Below are 18,321 nucleotides of genomic sequence, written 5' to 3' on the forward strand. Positions count from 1 at the left end.
CGAGCGCGCCGACGCCCACCCGATAGTTGTCTTTATTTACGACGGTCGCCCAGCGGGTAACACATGGCCGAGACGCGGGAGGCAGTCGCCGCGCTCGTCGAGGAGAAGCCGGACCTGGAGGGGAAACTCCGCCAGGTGGTCGAGATCGACGCCGAGTCCGACGGGTGGACGTTCGACGACGTCCCGCTCGACGCCGGCGAGTTCGGCGAAGTCGTCTCCCGAGACGTCGCCGTCGAGGGCGATTCGGGCTACGAACTCGCCGACCCGGGAGCGGTCCGGGCGGCGCTCGACGGCGACGGAGCGGCGGCGACCGACCCGGGCGCCTCGCGATCCTCGCTCCCCTCGTTCGCGAGCGTCGACCGCCGCTGGGCGCTCGCTCTGGTCGGCGCGCTGGCGGTGGTCGTCCTCGTCAGGGTCGTGTTCGTCTACGGGTCGGTGTTCCGGAACGGCGACGTCGTGCTCGTCTCGAACGACCCGTACTACTACCGGTACAACCTCGAGGCGCTGGTCACTTCGGACCGCTCGCCGTTCTCGCCGTCCGATCTCGACGGGTTCCAGGTCGGGACGACGATCCTCGCCGGGCACGACGTGCTGTTCATCTACACGACCTGGCTCGCCGCAACGCTGTTGGGCGGTACGACCGCCGCCGTGAGCGCGGTCCTCGCCTGGTATCCGGTCGTCGCCGGCGTCGTCACCGCCCTGGCAGTGTATCTCATCTCGGCGCGGATCACGGGCGACCGCCGCGTCGCGCTCGCGTCCGTCCTGCTCCTGGCCGTGATCCCGGCCCACGCCTACCGCACGATGGTGGGGATGGGCGACCACCACGCGTTCGACTACGTCTGGCTGTCGCTGACGGTGCTGGGCCTCGTCTCGCTCCTCGATATCGGGGCCGAGGGGCGGCCGACCGAGCGGGAGTACTGGCGCGACTCAGGACGGGCGGCGTGGACGGCCCTGACCGGGGTCGGGCTGGCGGCCCAGGCGCTCGCCTGGCGGGCGGGTCCCGCCCTGTTCGTCCCGTTCGCGGTGTTCGTCGCCGTGTCGACGCTCGCGTCGGTCCGCGAGCGGGAGTCGCCGCTCGTCGCCAACGCGCCCCTCGCCGCGGCGGCCGCGGTGGCGTCGGTGCTGACGCTCGTCCCGTATCTGACGCTGGGGTGGGCCAGGCTCTTCAGAGCCGTCTCGCCGCCGCTTCTGTGCTGCGGGATCGCCGCGACGACGCTCGTCGGCGAACTCGCGGTCCGCCGCGAACGGACCGTCGCGGAGACGACGGTGGCGTCGCTCGTCGTCGGCGTCGGCCTGCTCGCCGCCGCCTGGGTCGCGATCCCGGACGTCGCCGACGCCATTCTGCACTTCGTGTCCTACCAGACGGAGAAGCTCGACTCGCAGATCGCCGACTCCACGTCGTTGCTTAGTCCCCGGCGGGGACTGTTCGTCGCGCCGCTACTGGAGGTCGGCGTCCCGATCTACCTCTCGCTGCCCGTCGCCGGCTGGGCGACGTGGGTCGGGTTCCGCGACCACCGGCGCGGCTGGGTCGCGCTCGGGACCTACTACTTCGCGTTTCTCGCGCTCTCGCTCAACCAGATCCGGTTCACCGCCCACCTCTCGCTGTTCGTTGCGACGTTCGGAGCCGTCGGGTTCCTGGCGCTGGCCGACTGGGTCGACCTGCTCGAGGCCCCGGCGCTGTTCGCCGAGGGTCGGTCCGCGCGCGAGGTGGCGTCCGACGGGCGCGCGCTGCTCCCGTCGGGCGCCGACCTCGTCTCCCTGTCGCTGTTGCTGTTGCTCGTGACCGGGGTCGGGATCGTCCAGACGCCGGTCAAGCAGTCCCAGCTCACGATCGACGAGGGGCGATACGAGGCCGCCACGTGGATCGAGGAGTACAGCGACGACAACGGCCTGACCTACCCCGACAACTACGTGTTCAGCAGCTGGGGGCGCAACCGGGTGTACAACTACTTCGTCAACGGCCAGTCCAAGTCGTACAGCTTCGCCGCGAACTACTTCGAGCAGTTCCTCCTCTCGGAGAACCCCGACAAGTGGGACGGGATCATGGCCTACCACCCGATCGGGTTCGTCGTCACCGAGGACCAGCCGGCGGACCTCCCGGAGCGGTCGATGTACGACCGGCTGCACGAACACTGGGGAACCGCCGACTACCACGCGCCGGGGCTCGGGCGCTACCGGGCGGTCCACGCGACCGACGACGGCGACATCAAGGTGTTCGAGGTCGTCCCCGGCCCGACGGTCCGGTGGCGACTCCCGTCCAACGAGTCGGTCGCGGTGACGCGGACCGAGCCGGTGTCGGTCGGGGGGACCTCGTTCACCTACGAGCGCGTCGTGCGACCGGACAACGGCACCTACGAGGTCAACCTCCCCTACCCCGGGACCTACGAGATCGGCGACGCGACGCTCCGGGTCAACGAGACGTTCGTCCGCGAGGGCGGGTTTACCTCCGTGAACGTGACCGCGAGCGAGTAGCGACGACCGCCCGCGACCGGCGGTCGCCCGCGGCTCACTCCGCCCGGGACTGGGCGGCGTACAGCTCCGTGTACTTCCCCTCGTTTTCGAGCAGTTCGTCGTGGGTGCCGGACTCGGTGATGTCCCCGTCTTCCACCGTGTAGATCCGGTCGGCGCCCTTGACCGTCGAGAGTCGGTGGGCGATCGTGATCAGGGCGTAGTCGCGGCTCATCGACTCGATGGCGTCCTGGACTTCCTGTTCGATGGCGGTGTCGAGGTCGCTCGTCGCCTCGTCCATGATCAGCACGTCCGCGTCCTTGAGGAGGGCGCGGGCGATGGCGACCCGCTGGCGCTGGCCGCCCGACAGCTGGACGCCGTCGTCGCCGAGCACCGTGTCGTACCCCTCCGGCAGGTCGTCGAGGAACTCCGTGACCGCCGCGGTCTCGCAGACGCGCCGGAGTCGCTCCTCGGAGACGGCCGTGTCGGCGACCGTGAGGTTGTACCGAAGGGTGTCGTTGAAGATGAACGGGTCCTGCCTGACGACGGCGATCTTCGAGCGCCACTCGCGGAGTGGAAACTCGTCGATCGGCGTCCCGTTCGCGGTGATCGCGCCCTCGTCGGGGTCGTAGAACCGGGCGAGCAGCGAGACGACCGTCGACTTGCCGGCGCCCGACTGCCCGACGAACGCGACGAACTCGCCGGACTCGACGTGGAAGGAGAAGCCGTCGAGCACCCTCTCGCCGGTGTCGTACGCGAAGGTCACGTCCTCGAAGTCGACGCGGTCGACCGAGTCCGGGACCGGCTCGGTCCCGCCCGTCGGCTCCTCGCGGGACTCCAGCTCGTCGACGAACTCCTCGGTCCGGACGAAGTGCGGGAGGTCGCCCTCGATCTGGTAGAGATACTTGTTGAGGCTGCTCGCCCGCGGCGCCAGGCGGAACATGGCGAACAGGAACACGGCGAGCGTCGAGAGGTCCAGCGACGCGAACCGGAGCGCGACGTACGCCAGCGCGAACACCGAGATGGCACTGACGAGGTCCTGCAGGTTTCGCAGCCCGTACTCGTTCCGGGACCGCCTGATGATCGCGTCTTCGAACTGCGTTACCGCGCCCTCGAACTGGTCGAACAGCTCCTCGCTCATCCCGAAGAGTTTCACGTCGCGGACGCCCTGCGTCCCCGCCTGGACGGCCGTCTGGATCCGCTCGTTGGCGTCCGCGACGGCGTCGCCGACCGAGTAGCCCGACTCGAAACCGTGCCGGATCAGGATCGTCAGGCCGCCGAGAAACACGCCGGTCCCGACCGTCAGCACCGGAACCAGCGCGAACGCGATCCCGAAGTAGACGAGCGCGAGCAGCGACTGCTGGAAGAACTGGACGATCCGCCTGATCGCCCGACCGGCGTACTTCGTCTGCGTGATGATCGCGTTGAGGATGTCGTCGGACCCCTCCGTGTCGAAGTATCCCACTTCGGCGTCCAGCGTTCTGCGGAACCCCCGGGTTTTCAGGTCGCGCATGTAGTTCGCGCGCAACCGCTCCCGGAACCAGGTCCCGATGAACGTCGCGACGTACCTGAGCGTCAGGACGACCGCGACGCCGCCGAAGATGAACTCGAGCGTGAACGGGATGCCCAGTATCTGGTACAGCCGGACGAACGCACCGTTGATCCCCCCGCTCTCGACGGCCGCCGGGCCGGACTGCGCGACGCTGAGGATCGGCACGATGAACCCGATCCCGATCCCTTCGAGCAACGCCGCGAAGACGCTGAACAGGATGATGGTTGCAGTGTACCGCGGCCGGTACCGCATGATAGCGAGGATGGAAGTGATCTTCCGCCGTAGCGAGATGTCGCCCTCTCCCATTTGTCGTACCTCTCCGGGCCGGTGTGGTGAATCTTCTGATTCTCGGGAGTCGGTCTCCGGGGTCCGGTCGGAGCGGACGGCCGAACGCGGTGGGTTCCGGGATCGCGTCCCGCCCGTCGCCGGCGCGATCCGGCGGATGGCAACCGTTATGTGTCTCTGTCGGGTCTGTCGAAATACGACTTCGCGCGGCGGTCACGCCGCCGCAGTCCCCCGATACCTGGCGACGACCACACTGATGATGAACCGGAACGCCGTCGACGTACGCCTCGTCGGGACGTTCGTCTGTCTCGTCGTCTCCTGTGCCGCGCTCGTCACCCACCGGCTGGGCACGCTGGTCCCGTACCTGCCGGTGCTGGTCGGCCTCGGTATGGGCGCGGTCGCACTGGGTGCGGCGCTGGACGACGACGCGCCCGCGTGGCCGTACCTGTGCCTCGTCGCCGGCCTCTCAGTGTTCCATCGCGTCTACGCGGTCGCGTTCGTGCCGACCCTGATCGGTTTCGACCCCGACGGGTACGCCGAGTTGATGCAACAGGTGATCGCCGACGGGACGGCCCGCGAGCTCTCGGTGTACTTCTACGGGTCGGCGCCGGTCCACGTGCTCCAGGGGGCAGCCTTCTCGCTGGCCGCCGGCGTCGGCCCCGTCGCCGGGACCGTCCTGTTCCCCGTCGCGCTCGGGGTGCTCGTGCCGCTGTTCGGCGCCCTGTTCACGCGGATGCTCGGGGGCAACGACGCCGTGCAGGTCGCCGGGGCGGCACTCGCGGCGATGGCGGGAATAACGGTCAACTTCACGTCCGTGCCGATCGCCCAGACCTCGGCGCTGGTGTTCCTGTTTCTCGGCTACCTCGCGCTCGCTCGCTACGGGCGGGCGCGCGACTGGCGATTTCTCGTCGTGTTCCTGGTCGCCGTCTCGCTGATGGCGCTGACGCACAAGCTCCCCGTCTTCGTGGTCGCCGGCGCCCTCGGCGTGGTGTCGTTGCTCTCGCTCGTCGACCGCTACGAGCGCGGGCTGACCCCGATAACCCGGGTCCCGGCCCTTACTCTGGTGGCCGTCGCGGCGTGTGTGCTGGTTCTCCAGGGACTGTTCCTGACGAACTACCTCGAGGGACGCGTGTACAGACTGTGGCTGTTTCTCGCCGTCGACCAGAGCGTCGCCCCCGTCGCCTTCGACCCGCCGGCGGCGTTCGACGCGTACACCCGCCCGCGACGGCTCCGGCGGCTCGGATACCTGGTCGCGCTCATGGCCACCGCCGGGATCGGGTGGCTGTTCGTCGCGGCCACGCGACGCCACGAGCGGGAGGCGCGCACCCTGCTCTCGGTCGCGGCGGTCTGCGTCGCGCTGTCCGTCTTCGGATTCCTCGGCGGCCTCGCGAACCCGCTCCGGACGATACTGGCGGGAGAGACGGTGTTCGTCGCACTGGTCGTGACGCTGCTCTCACAGGCGCGCCGGCACCTCCCGGGGTCGACGCTCCCCACGTTCGGCTCCGTACTGGTGTTCGCGCTCCTCCTGTCGACGATGTCGGTTACCACCTTCGCCGCGCCCGACGACGGCTCGAATCACTACCGGCCGTATCTCACCGAACCGGAGGTCGAAGCCAAGCAGTTCGCCCTCACGCACGTCGACGGGACGGTCCACACGGACCTGTTCTACGTCCACGAAAGCCCGGCGTTCGTGATCAACGCACAGCGGCCGGGCGGGGGCACGCCGTTCCCGGCGGAGTTCCGGACCGCGACCGACGGGTATCTCAACGGCACGCTCCACAGACAGGGCCACCCCGTGGTCGCTCACCGGACGGACCTGAACATCTATCGGACGGACCGGGGTATCTACGAACTCACGTGGCGCCCCGAACCGGCGCTCGACCGGCGGTACCACCGCGTCTTCGACAACGGCGATGTCGTCCTGTACGGCTGTCGGACCTGCCGTGCCGGATCCGGCGAGGGGTCGGGATGACCGAACTGGCGCTGTTCGTCGGGTCCGCGACGGCGTTCAACGTCCGGACGCTCGTCTCGAACGTGACGGCCATGCTCGACGGCGAGTTCGCGCTCCACCTGGTGACGACCGACCCCGACGCCTTCGACGAGGCGGTGCTGTCGCGGGTCGCCGTCTTCGGTGCGGACCGGGCGTCGACGCGGCGCGGCGAGTTCCGCGCGGCGCTCGGATATCTCCGCGAGCGGGAACCGGCGGCGGTCGTCCAGCTGACGAAACCGCCGCTGCACGGGTCGATGGTCGCGCCGCTGGCGCGCCGCAACGGGGTCCCGTTCGTCTACCGGTACGCCGGCGACCGGTTCGTCACGTTCCGTGTCACGCGGGGGTGGAAGCGCGCGACGGCGTTCGGCCTCAACAACGTCCTCGGCCGCCTCCCGGTCCGACTCGCCACCGCCGCCATCGCGATGGGGCCGGCCGGGCGCCGGCGACTCGTCGACCGGGGCGTGGACCCGGAGTCGGTCGCGATACTCCCGCCGTCGGTCGATCCCGACCGGTTCGACGGCGAGCCGTCGGCGGCTCCCTTCGACGCCGCGGCGGGCAAGACGGTCGCGTTCCTCGGTCGGCTCAGTCGCCTCAAGGGCGCGGCGACGCTCGAACGGACGATCCCCGAGATACTCCGGGAGCGGCCGGACCTCCGGTTCGTCTTCGTCGGCGACCGCGGCTACGACCTGTCGCTGCCCGCGGCGAGCGCACGGCGGGTCACGCACGTCGGGCGCGTCCCGCCCGACCGCGTCCCCGACTGCCTCGCAGCGGCCGACCTGCTGGTCCACCCGTCGCTCACCGAGGGGCTGCCGCGGGCGGTGCTCGAATCGCTGGCGGTCGGGACCCCGGTGCTCGCGAGGGACGTGGGCGACGTGGGGTACGCGACCGGGAACACGTTCGAGACCGACGCGGAGTTCGTCCGGAGGGTGGTCGATCTCGAGTCGCTGCCGCTCGACGACGTCGAGCCGTTCACCGTCGACGCGCTGGCGCCCGACTGCGTGTCGTTTTTCGAGTCCGTCTGCGCGACCGGGGCCGAGAGCGGCAAGCGATGACCGGCTGCCCCGCGGGGCCGTGGCGGCGACCCCGACGTGGTCGCCCTCGCGGACGACGGGCGCAGTCGAGTGACGGAAGGCATTTACTCCCCGATCCCGACACTCCGGGCGGGACGCGATGAGGATTCTACAACTGGCCGAGGACTTCTATCCCACCACTGCCGGCGGCGCCCGGACGGACTGGGAGTTCGCCCAGCGGGCCGTCGAGGAGGGTCACGCGGTGACGGTCTACACGAAGCGGGTCGGCGACGCACCGCGCCACGAGCGGGAGGCGGGCGTCGAGATCAACCGGCCGTTCAGGGCCAACGCCGAGGAGCGCCATCCGAACGCGCCGCTCGCGCAACTGCGCCGGGTCGCGTTCGCAGTGCTCCTGCTGGGCCACCTCCTCGTGACCGTCGACGGCGACGAGTACGACGCGGTGTACGCGACCAACCACCTCGTCCACCCGGTCGCCAAGCTGGTCGGCCTCGCGGCCGGCCTGCCGGTCGTCAACTTCGTCGCGTACACGCCGAGCATCGACGAGCGGGATCGGTCGGTCACGAACCCGCTCTACCTGCTCGAACAGCTGAACGTCCGGTTTTTCATGGGCGAACGGGTGATCTGTCGCACCCCGGGCGTCCGCGATATGATAGCGGACCGGTCGAGCGCCGAGGTGCGAGTGAACTGGGGGATTCTCAACCGCGACCGCGTCCTCGAAGGCGCGTCGGCGGCGACCCCGGCCGCGCTCGACGGGCGCGACGACCGGACGGACCTCCTGTGGGTCGGCCGGGTCGAGGCGATCAAGCGCCCGCTCGCGGTCGCGGACCTGGTCCGGTCGCTCCCGGCGGAGTACCACCTGACCGTCGTCGGCGACGGGACGATGCGGGCCGGCCTCGGAGCCGCCGTGGCCGACCGCGGCGTGGCCGACCGGGTGACGCTTCTCGGCCGTCGGCCCCACGCCGAGACGCTGGCGAGCATCGCCGCCGCCGACGCCCTCCTGCTCACCTCGCGGACGGAGGCCACGCCGACGGTCGTGTTCGAGGCGCTCGCACTCGGGACCGATGTCGTCGCCACGCCGGTCGGTGCGCTCCCCGAGCTCGACGTCGAGCACCTCCGGCTCGCGCCGCTCGACCGCATGGCCGAGTGCGTCCGCGAGTCGGCGTTCGACCCCGACCGGGGGCTCCGAACGGACGTCCTCGACGATTTCTCGATGGACGCGTTCGTCGGCGAGGTGCTCGACGCCCTCGCGGCGGCCGGACCAACGGGAGAGACACGGGGGGAGGCGAACGCATGAAACTCGTCGTCACGGCCGACATCGAGGGCGAGACGGACCCGGCGAGCTACCGGAGCACCGACGCGTTCCGCGAGGTCGCCCGGCGGCTCGACGGCCCGCTGAGCCTCTTCGTGACGCCCGACGTGGTGCGCAACCGCACCGACCACGTCCGGGAGTGGCTCGACGCCGGCTACCCGGTGGGACTGCACGTCCACCCCGCGCGGCTCACCGGGGGGTCCGACTGGCTCGACGAGTACGACGAGGCGGCGATCCACGGGATGGTCGGGGAGGGGCTGGACGTCTTCGACGACCACCTCGACCACGCGCCGCCGGCGTTCAGGGCCGGCCGCTGGGCGTACTCGGAGGCGCTGCTCCGCGCGCTCGACCGCCACGACGTCCGGATCGACGCCTCGCTGTGTCCGGACGCCCACCGGGAGCCCTACGAGCGCCACGGCGTGACCGAGTACCCGATGACGGTCTACCGGAACCCCCTGGTCCACCAGCTGCTCCGCCCCTACGGGATCGACTCGATCCCGCTGCACGCCGACGCCTTTCTCGCCAACCGCCCGCTCGCGGTCGGGTTCCTCGGCGTGACGCTTCGCCTGCTCGTCGCCGACCGCCCGTACCTGATGGTCAACTTCCACGACTACGACGTGCTCGCGGACCCGCTCCGGTCGCGGATCGTCGCCTACGTCTCGGCGCTGGCCGACCGGCTCGACGTCGTCGCGCTCACCGCGGTCGACGAGCGCCTGCGCGCGGCGAGCGGGTGACCGTCGAAAGACAGTCCTATTGGAGGGGCCGCCGAAGGTGGCGGCCATGGAGATAGAGTTCGACGACGACCTGACGAAACGCCTCTCGCTGCGCGCGGACGAACACGGGTTCGAGTCGACCGAGGCGTACACGACCGAACTCGTCCGAACGGTCCTCTCGGAGCTCGAGTCGGAGGGCGCGGACGACGACGTCGCGGAGCGCCTCGAAGACCTCGGGTACCTCTAGAGGTCGATCCGCCGGGCGACGCCGCGGATCCGCTCCAGTTCGCGCTCGCGGGCCGTCCCGGAGCGGACCGCGACCTCGCGGGCCGCGGGGTCGCTGTCCGGGTCGAACAGGTCCGTGCGGACCTCGCCGTCCATCGAGGCGGGGACGGCGCAGTCGTGCAGGTGCAACAGCGTCGGCGCGAGGTCGAGGATCGACAGCCCCGGGGCCTCGCCCGTCGCGAAGTCCGGCCCGGCGGCCGCGAACAGCCCCTCTCGCTTGTTCTCGGCGCTCCAGCCGTCGGCCGCCGGCGCGGTGAACACGGCGTCCCGGCCGAGCGAGCCGTGGATGTGGACCCCCTCGGCCTGCTCGACGACGATGTCGGGCGCGTCCGAGACGTACTCGCCGCTGTAGACGTCTTCGCCGCGGTGGACGGCGCGCGCGACGGGGCGGCCGTCCGGGTCCGTGACTCCCTCGAGTTCCTCGACGAGCGTCGAGCGAGTGCGCTCGTACTCGGGGTGGTCGCGCGGGAGCGTGAGATACACGGGTCCCTGCCCGCTCGCGAGCGCCCGGGTCCGGTCCCAGTCGACGTGTTCGGTCTTCTGTTCGAGGCTCACCTCCCCCTGTTCGTCGGGGATGTAGTTCAGGAGCCGCTGGGGGGTCAGCCGCTCGGCGGTCTCCCTGACCCCCAGCGAGGTCGCCAGCCGGACGAGCCGGTCCGTGTTGATGCCGAGGCTGTGTAGCGCGTTGGCGACCGTCTCGTCGAGCGTCAGGTATCCCTGTTCCTGGAGCCACGTGTTGACGTGGAAGACCGTCGATATCTGGTGGGAGCCGTGGTCGCTCATCAGCACGACGTTGCAGTCGTCGGCCAGCATCGCTCCGAGGTGTTCGTCGACGATCCGCCAGGCCCGCAGGGTCGCCTCGTCGTCCCACAGGAAGTGATGCAGCGAGTTGAGATAGAACGTCGTGACCTGCAGGAACGCGACGGGGTGTTCGGCGGCGAGATGGCGGGCGGCCTCGAACCGGAGGTCGATCAGGTCCAGGATCTCCTCGACGGCGCGGTCCTCGTCGTCGGCGATCCGGTACCGCTTGCGGACCCGGTAGTCGAAGCGCTCGGTCAGCTCCGTCTCGATCTCGGGCGGGTACGCGAAGTCCGTGTTCTTCCCGTCGGGCGGGCCGGCGACGAAGAACGGCTCGATCTCGCTGGGCGGGTACGTCGTCGGCGTCCCGAGGACGCCCACGGGGTCCTCGTCGGCGATGAGGTCCCAGAACTCCACGTGGCGGTGCTTGCGGTCGCTCGGGTAGTGGACCCGCCGCTCGGCCACGTCGACGTTCTCCCACCAGAAGATGCCGAGCTTCCCGGGGTTCTTCCCGGTGGCGTAGGCCTTCCAGTTCGGGGAGGTCACCGGCGGCAACACCGACTCGAGGTCGCCGCTGACGCCCCCGTCGACGACCGACGCCACGTTCGGGAGCTCTCCCGCCTCGATCCACGGCTCGATCAGCTCGAAGTGCGCCCCGTCGAGGCCGAACACGACCGTCTTTGTTGCGTCCATTGTATCGTCCCGTCTCGGGGTACCCGGCGATCGGAACCCGACCGCCCCGCCGGCGCCCCGCGTCCGTACCGTCCCACAGCGCCTTCCGCTACAAATATCGTTGGAAATCCCCGTCGGTGGGGACTCGACCGCGGCCGCTCACCGGCGCCGCGCCACTCCGACAGGTAAATATCGGTCGGGACGGTGTCTCGGGACGTGAAGCGGGCCTGTATCACCCTCGACCTCGAGAACGACTGGTACTTCGAGGACGGCGAGTGCGACCACCTCACGCTCGCGCACCTCGGGGAGTACGTCGACATGATCGCCGACCTCGACGTGCCGGTCACCGTCTTCGCGGTCGGGCGGACTATCGAGCGGTTCCCCGACCGGGTCGCGGAACTGGCGAGGGGGATCGACGCGGAGTTTCACCTCCACTCCTACGGCCACGACCTCTCGAAGTCCTACGACTTCCGGCGGGAACTCCGCCGCGGCGTCGAGGCCTTCGAGGACCACTTCGGCCGCAGGCCCGATGGGTACCGGGCGCCTCAGGGGAACATCGAACCGTCCGAACTCGCCGCCCTCGACGAGGCGGGGTTCGCGTTCGACGCGAGCGTCTTCCCCTCCTACCGGCCCGGCGTCTACAACAACCTCGACGCGCCGCTGTCCCCGTACGTCCCCGAGGCCGCCGAAACGCTCGTCGAGGTGCCGTTCGCGGCGACGCCGTGGACGCGCGTCCCGATATCCCAGAGCTACCTGAAACTGCTCGGCCGGCCGTTCGTGCGGTACCTGGAGTCGACCCCCCTGCCGGACCCGCTCGTCTTCGACTCCCACCTCCAGGACTTCTACCGGACGGCCTCCCACGACCGGCTCGACCAGCCGCTGAAGTTCCTCCACGAGCGCAACCTCGACCGCTCGACCGACCTCTTTCGCCGGTTCGTCTCGCACCTCCGCGAGCGCGGCTACGAGTTCACGACGGTCTCGTCCGTCGTCGACGACGTCCGCCCCGAGGTGGTCGGCCGATGAACTACGACGTGGTCCTCCTGACGATGGACGAGCCGATGTACATGCCGCGGTACCTCGAACCCGTCCTGGACGCCTGCAGCGACCGGATCGAGGAGGTCGTGTTCGCGCCCCACCCCGAGGAGGACCTGCTCACGACCGCCCGGCGGCGCTACCGGATGCTCGGTCCCGCCGCGTTCCTCGGGTTCGGGCTCCGGTACGGCGTCGGGACGGCGCTGGCGAAGCTGCCCGACCGGCTGGACCGGGCGGTCGGCGGGCGGTCCCACTCCGTCGCCGCGCTCTGTGACCGCCACGACATCCCCTGTCGGACGGTCGACGACGTCAACGACCGGGCGTTCGTCGGCGAGATGCGCGAGCGCGACCCGGACCTGTTGCTGTCGATATCGGCCCAGCAGCGGCTGGGCGAGGAGCTCCTGTCGGTCCCGGCCGACGGCGCCGTCAACGTCCACGGCTCGCTGCTCCCGAAGTACCGCGGTCGCGCGACCGCGTTCTGGGTGCTGTTCAACGGCGAGGACGAGAGCGGCGTCACGGCCCACTACATGACCCCGGAGTACGACGCCGGGGAGATCCTCGCCCAGCGGCGCTTCGAGATCACCGGCGACGACACGATGGACGACGTGTACCTGAAGATCGCCGACACCGGGGCCGAGCTGGCCGTCGACGTCGTCGACCGGCTCGCCGACGGCGACGTGACGACCGCGCCGAACGACCCGGAGGACGGCGAGTACTACTCGCTGCCCGACCCCGAGGACCGACGCGAGTTCCGGCGCCGCGGCAACGAGTTCTACTGACGTTCGGACGGGACCCGGGGGCTCCGCCGTCGGTTCGGGGGCCACCGTCCGAGACGGCCGGGTGCGGTCGGATTCGAGGAGCCGCGACGGCCCCGTCGGAACCGGCCTGCCCGCGGTCCGCTCCGCGCGAGCCCCGGAGTCCGTCAGGTAAATAGCGGTCGACGCGCTCCGTGCGCACATGATCCGTCTCCCGAGACGCGCAGGGCCGGGGTCGTCTCCGACGGCCGAACGACGGCGGTCGGTGGCCGGTCGTCGAGCCGTCGATACGCCGGTTCGGTCGCCGGACCGGACACGCGCCCGCGACGCGGCGGCCGCCGGACGCGGCCGAGGCCGATATCGGCCCCCGGTCGCGCCGGTGAGCGAGCGCACCGTCGGCCCCGCCGGCGCGGCACGCGGGCAACGCGAGTGATCGACCGCCGATGCGTGTCCTCTACGTCACGAAGACGTCGCCGCTAGCCGACGCCGGCGGCGCCGAGAAGCGCGCCGACGAGGTGACGGGCCGGCTGGCCGACCGCGGCCACGACGTGACGGTCCTCTCGGGGAAGACCCAGCGGGACCTCCCGAAGTGGGCGCGTGACGGCGATCGGACGTTCCGGCACGTGCGCTGTCTCCCCGACTCCCTGTTCGCGTTCGAGCGGTTCGCCTTCTTCGCGTCGCGGTACCTGTTCGCCGTCGCGAGCCTGCCGGTGGTCTGCTGGCTGCTGGCTCGCCGGGAGTTCGACGTCGTCGTCGAGAACATGACGCCGTACCCGACGCTCACCGTGCTGGTCGCGCGCGCGCTCGGCGTCCCCGTCGTCGCGGTCCAGCACGAGTTCTACGACCGCGAGTGTTTCGACACGTACGACCCCGTCACCGCGAGCATCCAGCTGCTCGTCCAGAACATCCTCAGGCTGGTCACCTACGACGCGGTCGTCGTCCCGACCGACCACGTCCGGAGACAGCTCGTCGACTACGGCCTCGACCCGGAGCGGCTCGCCGTCGTCCCGAACGGGATCGAGGCCGAGGGCTACTACGACCCGACGGTCGAACGCGACCCGACCGCGGTCGTCACCGTGGGCCGACTCAGCAAGCGCAAGGGCCAGTCGACGGTCATCCGGGCGTTCGACAGGGTCACCGACGAGGTCCCGGAGGCGACGCTCCACGTCGTCGGCGCGGGACCGGCGCGGTCGGCCCTCGAAGACCTAGTGGGGGCCCGGGGGCTCGCGGACAGCGTCACGTTCCACGGCTTCGCCAGCGAGGCAGAGAAGCGGCGACTGCTCAACGCCGCGGCGGTGTTCGCGTTCGGCTCCCACCAGGAGGGGTTCGGGCTCGTGCTCCTGGAGGCGATGGCCGCGGGGACGCCCGTCGTCGCCGTCGACCTGCCGGTCTACGACACGTTCTTCGAGGACGGCGAGAACGGTCATCTGGTCGCCCGCGACGAGGCCGCGATGGCCGACCGCATCGAGTCGCTGCTCGCGGATCCCGACCGGCGGGACGCCATCCGCGACCGAAATCTACAGAGAGCGGCGCAGTTCACCTGGGCGGAGACGGCCGACGGGATGGAGTCGGTCGCCCGGTCCGTGACCGCGTCGGGCGACCCCGCCGGTCGGAGCTAGTCGCCCGACTCCTCGTCGCGCTCCTGCTCGAGTTCGTAGCGGAGTAACGCGATCTCCTGTGTCTGGTCGTAGAGCATCTGTCGGTTGGTCTTCACGTTCACGTACGTGTAGAAGATCAGGAGTATCAGCCCGAGGATCGTCAGCGTGAAGATCCCGTTGACGCCGCTGCTGAACCCCATCGCGAGCAGGAACCGCTTGACGAGGTCGAAGATCGGAAACCGTCCCGTGCCGGCGGTCGCGTCGCCCACCGACAGCAGGAACAGCGCCCCGCCGAAGCTCACCCAGAAGAGGAACTCGACGATGCCCTCCTTGTGCTTCCGGACGAGCCGGTAGCTCTGGTAGAACAGCGCGAACGAGACGAGCATCCCGACGATGTGCATCGGCTCGAATCCGGCCACCATGGTCACCTGAAGATGAGCACTTTCATGGTCGTCAGCAGCATCCTGGCGGGGTACTTCATGAAGGTCTCGACGTCGAACTGCGACCCCTCCGTCTCGGTCGGCATCGGGACCGAGACCTCGGTGATCTCGTAATCCTTCCTGGCCGCTTCGAGCGTCTGTTCCAGCGCCCAGTGGCTGTTCTCGGGGCGGCCCAGGTCCTCGAGCATCGACACGCGGTAGACCCGGTACCCGCTGGTCACGTCGGTGATCGAGAGGCCGCCGAGGACGTTCGCTTCGAGCGTGAAAAACCGGATCCCGGCGCGCCGGACCGCGCTGTACTCCTTGTAGCTGCTGTTGAGCCACCGGCTCCCGATCACCATGTCCGCGTCGTCCTCGTCCAGTTTGGCGAGCATCTCGGGGATGAACGACGGGTCGTGCTGGCCGTCGGCGTCGATCTGGACGACCAGGTCGAACCCCTCGCGGATGGCCACCTGATAGCCCGTGTGGATCGCCGCCCCGACGCCCATGTTCATCGGGTGGCTGACCACGTCCGCGTCGCTCGCCTCCGCGACGGACGCGGTATCGTCGCTGCTCTTGTCGTCGACGACGACCACCTTGTCCACGTACTCCGCGGCGTCGCGCACGACCGATTCGATGTTCTCGGCCTCGTTGTACGCCGGCACGACGGCGACGACGCTCCGGCCGGCCGCGGACTCGGGCTCGGCCGCGGGGTCGGCCTGGTCGGGGACTTCGGCGGAAGCGGCGTCAACACCACGGAGTGAGGACATCTTAGCCGGTTCCGTATTCCGTAGGCCTCTAGTAAAGTGTTACGCTCCGATTTCCCTTACTGACCAGCCCTCGGTACCGCACGGGATAGACGGAACGGTTTCGGAGGCCAGTCAGAGCGACTTGGCGCGGGTAGGGCTAGTTCCCCCGTGACCGAATGATCGATAGCTGACCGAACCGTCTCGCGTTCACGCGCACGTCAGTCTGTTTTTGCGATCGTCCCGGACACGGAACCCTGAATCGACGACGTTAATCGGATATGTTTAAGTATTCCAGGACGGAACCGGGGAGCATGGATATTCTATATCTGGGAAATGATTCCAACGTATCGTTTAATTTCGCGAGTATATTTCGGAGACATGGACACGATACGAGGTTACTTCACGTAGAATCCCACATTACTCATCATCCGCTTTGGGAGTTGATCGATACGGACCTCGACGATATCGAGTCGGACGGCTATTACAAGTGGTACCCGAAAAAGTGGATAGAACAGCACCGTAGCCGAGAACCCGATTGGGTCGAGTCAGTCACGACCTCGGACAGCGCTGGTTTCGGACCGGAAATCAAGAGCCCGCGCTTTCAGGCGAAGATGGTGAAGAAAGTCCGGTCCTACGACTGCGATATCATTCACGCATCCGGGGCCTGGGGTGCGATCTGGGCGTCGTTTTCCGGACTGCCGTACGTCTACTGGGTCACAGGGGTAATAGACTGGAAGTCGGACAAACAGACGAAAAATCCACTGAAGCGGGCGGTTTTCACGCCGTTGATCCGCAGAGGGATCAGGAACGCCAGTATGGTCGTTTCCGAGCCCGGGGTGATAAACGCTCTCGAGAAAGAGTACGATGTCCCGACGGAGCGGATCGCGACGATGGTCGACCTCGAACGGTTTAAACCAGACCCGGCGGACGGTGACTTGAAACAGAGATATGATTGCGATCTGTTACTGTTTGCCGGTGCTCGACACAAATGGGAACACAAGGCGAACGACACCATCTTCGAGGGGTTAGCGGCGGTCGACGGTGTCGATTGGCACCTGGTCACGGCCGAGTGGGGTGAGGATATCGAGCGCTCTAAAGAATTGGTATCCGAGCTGGGGCTGGAAGAAAACGTCTCGTTCGTCCCGATTATGTCGCGAAAACGGCTACGACGGGTTATCAATCAATGCGATGCTGTCTTAGATCAGTTTCACTTCGGCGGGATCGGTTCACTAAGTAGACAGACGCTCGCGTGTGGCACGCCCCTCATATCGAAAATCGACACGTCCCGTATCTCCGATAATTTCGATTCGGATCCTCCGATCCTCTCTGCCTCAGCGCCGGACGAGCTCCGCGATCGGATCACGCTCCTCACCGACGAAGATCAGAAACGGCAGCTGGGTACCGAGTCGCGTAAATGGATGGAGCGGAACTACGGGTGGGACACGCTCGGGAAACGGTATCTGTCTATCTACCGATCGAGTCTGAGAGACGAGTAGGTGGCCGCTTTCGAGTCACTCCGAGTGTCAAACTGGCCCTCTCCTCGTAGAGAACCTCGATACGAGAGAGGAAAGACCGGCCTGTGAACGGTGTCGGTCGAGTTGTTTCCCGAGCGAACAACGGAGAGCGGTCTCAGTTTTGATCTTCGAGAGCCTCTATTCGCTCTTCGAGTTGGTTGATCTTCTCCCTGGGATTGTAACCGAGGGATTCGCGCACGGAGTCGATGAATTCGTACGGGTCCACTTCTTCTCCAGAAACAGATATCTCTTCGATTCTGAGGACACTGTCGCCGGTGAGCACGTCTACCGTTCCCGTCTCTTCGTTCCTGTCGACAACCTTTCCCGGTATTCGGCCCACGTATTCCGGCGGGTCCTCGGGTTCAGATGCTTTCCATATCTTGAACTTCTCGTTGTTGTAGAACGAAAACGCACCGGGATACGGACGGGATTGTGCCCTGATGAAATTCACTAGTTCGTCCGTCGACTGAGTCCAGTCGATCTCCCCGTCTTCGGGACCTCGATGGCAAGTCCAAGTTGCTCGGGACCTATCTTGCTGGACGAAGACGATGTCGTCCTCTATGAGGAGATCGACCAGTTCCATCATCTCTTCGACGTGCCGCTCGTCGACTTCTTCTAGAATCTCGCGAATATATCGGTCGTCGTCGATGTCCATGCGGACTTCCAGCGGTTCGCCGGAAGACTCCTGATAGACGATCTCCCCGTCGTCGATGTTCTCGTTGAATCGAAACATCCGGAGTCCGTACTCGGACTCGCCGTTGATGAGATACCAGTTGATGTTCGCCCACCCTCGATACTCCGGGAGTAGCGAACCATGTAATCCGATGCATCCGTATTCGGTCGTCCCCCAGAACCGGGGCGGTAAAACTGCTCGCCAGTTGCCCCCTCGGAGTATAACGTCGGATGCCAGCGAGCGGACGTGTTCGATCTGCTCTTCCGGAAGCGGTTTGGCCGACGGCGACGTGAAATACTCGATGTCGTTCTGTTCCGCGAGGTCCACCAGTTTGGGATGGATCTCCGGTTCATCGTCGTATTCTATCTGAATGATAAAGTATTCTATATTCACGTCCTCGCGGTCCAGCAGTGCTCGAAATGTCTTCAGCGTACGCTGGTTCCCTCCGATTAGAACGGCGTCGAGTGACGACCGGGACATAGAACCAACAACCGCTGG

15 protein-coding genes are annotated in these 18,321 nt (G+C 67.8%); 10 read left to right on the forward strand and 5 right to left on the reverse strand.

Annotation, left to right across the window (positions count from 1 at the left end; genetic code table 11):
* The first annotated feature begins 63 nt into the window (after positions 1-63).
* A complete protein-coding gene (locus ACMGFI_RS17685; RefSeq protein ID WP_436911282.1) occupies positions 64-2,472 on the forward strand; it encodes an STT3 domain-containing protein in 2,409 nt (802 codons plus the stop codon).
* Positions 2,473-2,506: 34 nt separating this feature from the next.
* Here ACMGFI_RS17685 and ACMGFI_RS17690 read toward each other — a convergent pair whose 3' ends face one another.
* A complete protein-coding gene (locus tag ACMGFI_RS17690; protein ID WP_436911284.1) occupies positions 2,507-4,306 on the reverse strand; it encodes an ABC transporter ATP-binding protein in 1,800 nt (599 codons plus the stop codon).
* Positions 4,307-4,541: 235 nt separating this feature from the next.
* Between ACMGFI_RS17690 and ACMGFI_RS17695 the strand changes: the two genes are divergently transcribed.
* The 5 genes from ACMGFI_RS17695 to ACMGFI_RS17715 all read left to right on the forward strand — a co-directional run bounded on the left by ACMGFI_RS17695 (position 4,542) and on the right by ACMGFI_RS17715 (position 9,575).
* Positions 4,542-6,257 (forward strand): hypothetical protein, encoded by a 1,716-nt coding sequence (locus ACMGFI_RS17695; protein WP_436911285.1) that lies wholly within the window; start codon positions 4,542-4,544, stop codon positions 6,255-6,257.
* Positions 6,254-7,327, forward strand: coding sequence for a glycosyltransferase family 4 protein (locus ACMGFI_RS17700; protein WP_436911286.1), 1,074 nt, complete (start codon positions 6,254-6,256; stop codon positions 7,325-7,327). Before ACMGFI_RS17695 ends, ACMGFI_RS17700 begins: the two co-directional genes overlap by 4 nt.
* 118 nt (positions 7,328-7,445) lie before the next feature.
* Positions 7,446-8,600: a glycosyltransferase family 4 protein gene (locus ACMGFI_RS17705; protein WP_436911288.1), complete on the forward strand. Its 1,155-nt coding sequence runs from the start codon at positions 7,446-7,448 to the stop codon at positions 8,598-8,600.
* Positions 8,597-9,349: a polysaccharide deacetylase family protein gene (locus ACMGFI_RS17710; protein WP_436911289.1), complete on the forward strand. Its 753-nt coding sequence runs from the start codon at positions 8,597-8,599 to the stop codon at positions 9,347-9,349. The genes ACMGFI_RS17705 and ACMGFI_RS17710 overlap by 4 nt, the downstream gene beginning before the upstream one ends.
* A gap of 46 nt (positions 9,350-9,395) precedes the next feature.
* Positions 9,396-9,575 carry a hypothetical protein gene (locus ACMGFI_RS17715; RefSeq protein WP_436911290.1) on the forward strand — a complete coding sequence of 60 codons (180 nt, stop codon included), beginning with the start codon at positions 9,396-9,398 and terminating at the stop codon, positions 9,573-9,575.
* Here ACMGFI_RS17715 and ACMGFI_RS17720 read toward each other — a convergent pair.
* A complete protein-coding gene (locus tag ACMGFI_RS17720; protein ID WP_436911291.1) occupies positions 9,572-11,104 on the reverse strand; it encodes an alkaline phosphatase family protein in 1,533 nt (510 codons plus the stop codon). The genes ACMGFI_RS17715 and ACMGFI_RS17720 overlap by 4 nt on opposite strands.
* Positions 11,105-11,299: 195 nt before the next feature.
* Between ACMGFI_RS17720 and ACMGFI_RS17725 the strand changes: the two genes are divergently transcribed.
* From ACMGFI_RS17725 to ACMGFI_RS17735, 3 genes are all read left to right on the forward strand, one after another.
* Positions 11,300-12,106, forward strand: coding sequence for a polysaccharide deacetylase family protein (locus ACMGFI_RS17725; RefSeq protein ID WP_436911294.1), 807 nt, complete (start codon positions 11,300-11,302; stop codon positions 12,104-12,106).
* On the forward strand, positions 12,103-12,894 hold the full coding sequence (locus tag ACMGFI_RS17730; RefSeq protein WP_436911296.1) for a methionyl-tRNA formyltransferase: 792 nt from the start codon (positions 12,103-12,105) through the stop codon (positions 12,892-12,894). Before ACMGFI_RS17725 ends, ACMGFI_RS17730 begins: the two co-directional genes overlap by 4 nt.
* A 419-nt stretch (positions 12,895-13,313) precedes the next feature.
* On the forward strand, positions 13,314-14,489 hold the full coding sequence (locus ACMGFI_RS17735; RefSeq protein ID WP_436911297.1) for a glycosyltransferase family 4 protein: 1,176 nt from the start codon (positions 13,314-13,316) through the stop codon (positions 14,487-14,489).
* Here ACMGFI_RS17735 and ACMGFI_RS17740 read toward each other — a convergent pair.
* Together ACMGFI_RS17740 and ACMGFI_RS17745 are read right to left on the reverse strand one after the other, a co-directional pair.
* Entirely contained in the window at positions 14,486-14,890 is a 405-nt protein-coding gene (locus ACMGFI_RS17740) for a DUF2304 domain-containing protein (RefSeq protein ID WP_436911298.1), read from the reverse strand. The genes ACMGFI_RS17735 and ACMGFI_RS17740 overlap by 4 nt on opposite strands.
* A gap of 2 nt (positions 14,891-14,892) precedes the next feature.
* Positions 14,893-15,657, reverse strand: coding sequence for a glycosyltransferase family 2 protein (locus ACMGFI_RS17745; protein WP_436911301.1), 765 nt, complete (start codon positions 15,655-15,657; stop codon positions 14,893-14,895).
* Between the two features lie 419 nt (positions 15,658-16,076).
* Between ACMGFI_RS17745 and ACMGFI_RS17750 the strand changes: the two genes are divergently transcribed.
* Positions 16,077-17,132 carry a glycosyltransferase family 4 protein gene (locus ACMGFI_RS17750; protein ID WP_436911303.1) on the forward strand — a complete coding sequence of 352 codons (1,056 nt, stop codon included), beginning with the start codon at positions 16,077-16,079 and terminating at the stop codon, positions 17,130-17,132.
* Between the two features lie 133 nt (positions 17,133-17,265).
* On the opposite strand, the gene ACMGFI_RS17755 is transcribed toward ACMGFI_RS17750, so the two are convergent.
* The gene (locus tag ACMGFI_RS17755) at positions 17,266-18,303 is read right to left on the reverse strand and encodes a methionyl-tRNA formyltransferase (RefSeq protein ID WP_436911304.1); all 1,038 of its coding nucleotides are present in this window, start codon (positions 18,301-18,303) and stop codon (positions 17,266-17,268) included.
* Positions 18,304-18,321: the final 18 nt, after the last annotated feature.

It is taken from the genome of Halosimplex marinum (genome assembly GCF_051414075.1).
Classification (GTDB): Archaea; Halobacteriota; Halobacteria; order Halobacteriales; family Haloarculaceae; genus Halosimplex; species Halosimplex marinum.

Coding starts and splice junctions, on each gene's coding strand:
- ACMGFI_RS17695 (WP_436911285.1), top strand. CDS start 4,542: ATGATGAACCGGAACGCCGTCGACGTACGCCTCGTCGGGACGTTCGTC.
- ACMGFI_RS17730 (WP_436911296.1), top strand. CDS start 12,103: ATGAACTACGACGTGGTCCTCCTGACGATGGACGAGCCGATGTACATG.
- ACMGFI_RS17755 (WP_436911304.1), bottom strand. CDS start 18,303: ATGTCCCGGTCGTCACTCGACGCCGTTCTAATCGGAGGGAACCAGCGT.
- ACMGFI_RS17740 (WP_436911298.1), bottom strand. CDS start 14,890: ATGGTGGCCGGATTCGAGCCGATGCACATCGTCGGGATGCTCGTCTCG.
- ACMGFI_RS17710 (WP_436911289.1), top strand. CDS start 8,597: ATGAAACTCGTCGTCACGGCCGACATCGAGGGCGAGACGGACCCGGCG.
- ACMGFI_RS17690 (WP_436911284.1), bottom strand. CDS start 4,306: ATGGGAGAGGGCGACATCTCGCTACGGCGGAAGATCACTTCCATCCTC.
- ACMGFI_RS17715 (WP_436911290.1), top strand. CDS start 9,396: ATGGAGATAGAGTTCGACGACGACCTGACGAAACGCCTCTCGCTGCGC.
- ACMGFI_RS17705 (WP_436911288.1), top strand. CDS start 7,446: ATGAGGATTCTACAACTGGCCGAGGACTTCTATCCCACCACTGCCGGC.
- ACMGFI_RS17720 (WP_436911291.1), bottom strand. CDS start 11,104: ATGGACGCAACAAAGACGGTCGTGTTCGGCCTCGACGGGGCGCACTTC.
- ACMGFI_RS17700 (WP_436911286.1), top strand. CDS start 6,254: ATGACCGAACTGGCGCTGTTCGTCGGGTCCGCGACGGCGTTCAACGTC.
- ACMGFI_RS17685 (WP_436911282.1), top strand. CDS start 64: ATGGCCGAGACGCGGGAGGCAGTCGCCGCGCTCGTCGAGGAGAAGCCG.
- ACMGFI_RS17735 (WP_436911297.1), top strand. CDS start 13,314: ATGCGTGTCCTCTACGTCACGAAGACGTCGCCGCTAGCCGACGCCGGC.
- ACMGFI_RS17745 (WP_436911301.1), bottom strand. CDS start 15,657: ATGTCCTCACTCCGTGGTGTTGACGCCGCTTCCGCCGAAGTCCCCGAC.